The organism is Vibrio sp. D173a (genome assembly GCF_030248475.1).
The window spans coordinates 1-692 of record NZ_JAHGAH010000539.1; the positions used below are offsets into that span (position 1 = coordinate 1).

A 692-nucleotide genomic window follows, 5' to 3' on the forward strand; every position below is an offset into this window, starting at 1 on the left:
AGGCCTTCCTGGTATCCCGCTCTCAATTATGAATCCTGATTGTGAGTTTTTCTTGTTGGATAGCCTTGGAAAGCGTATTCGTTTTATCAAGCAAGTCGCACATGAGTTGGGTATCGACAACGTGACACCTGTTCAAAGTCGCGTTGAAGAGTTCCAGCCAGAAGAAAAGTTTGACGCTGTGCTCAGTCGTGCATTTGCATCAATGACAGACATGGTTGAGTGGTGTCATCATTTACCTAAAGAGCAATCCGGTGTATTTTTGGCTCTTAAAGGACAACATCCTAGAGACGAAATGGACCAGTTACCGGACTGGTGTTCAGTAACTGACATCAAAGCTTTGCAAGTTCCAGAGCTTGATGGAGAGCGTCATCTAGTAACGTTATCGCGTCAGGGATAATCAGCGAGGCCATAGTGGGTAGAATTGTAGCAATTGCCAACCAGAAAGGTGGTGTAGGAAAAACAACAACTTGCATTAATTTGGCAGCCTCTATGGCCGCCACTAAGCGCAAAGTTTTGGTTGTCGATCTCGATCCACAGGGTAATGCCACTATGGCAAGCGGTGTCGACAAGTATCAGGTTGAAGCAACTGCTTACGATTTATTGGTTGAAGACACACCTTTTGATGAGGTAGTTTGCCGCAGTACGTCGGGAAACTACGATCTCATCGCAGCCAACGGTGATGTTACCGCGGC

General features: G+C 46.4%; 2 protein-coding genes. Both read left to right on the forward strand.

The features are described 5' to 3' along the window. A partial coding sequence (rsmG, locus tag KIV40_RS27360) for a 16S rRNA (guanine(527)-N(7))-methyltransferase RsmG (RefSeq protein WP_285352344.1) occupies positions 1-397 on the forward strand: 397 nt, incomplete at its 5' end. Between the two features lie 14 nt (positions 398-411). Next, a partial coding sequence (locus tag KIV40_RS27365) for an AAA family ATPase (RefSeq protein WP_285352347.1) occupies positions 412-692 on the forward strand: 281 nt, incomplete at its 3' end.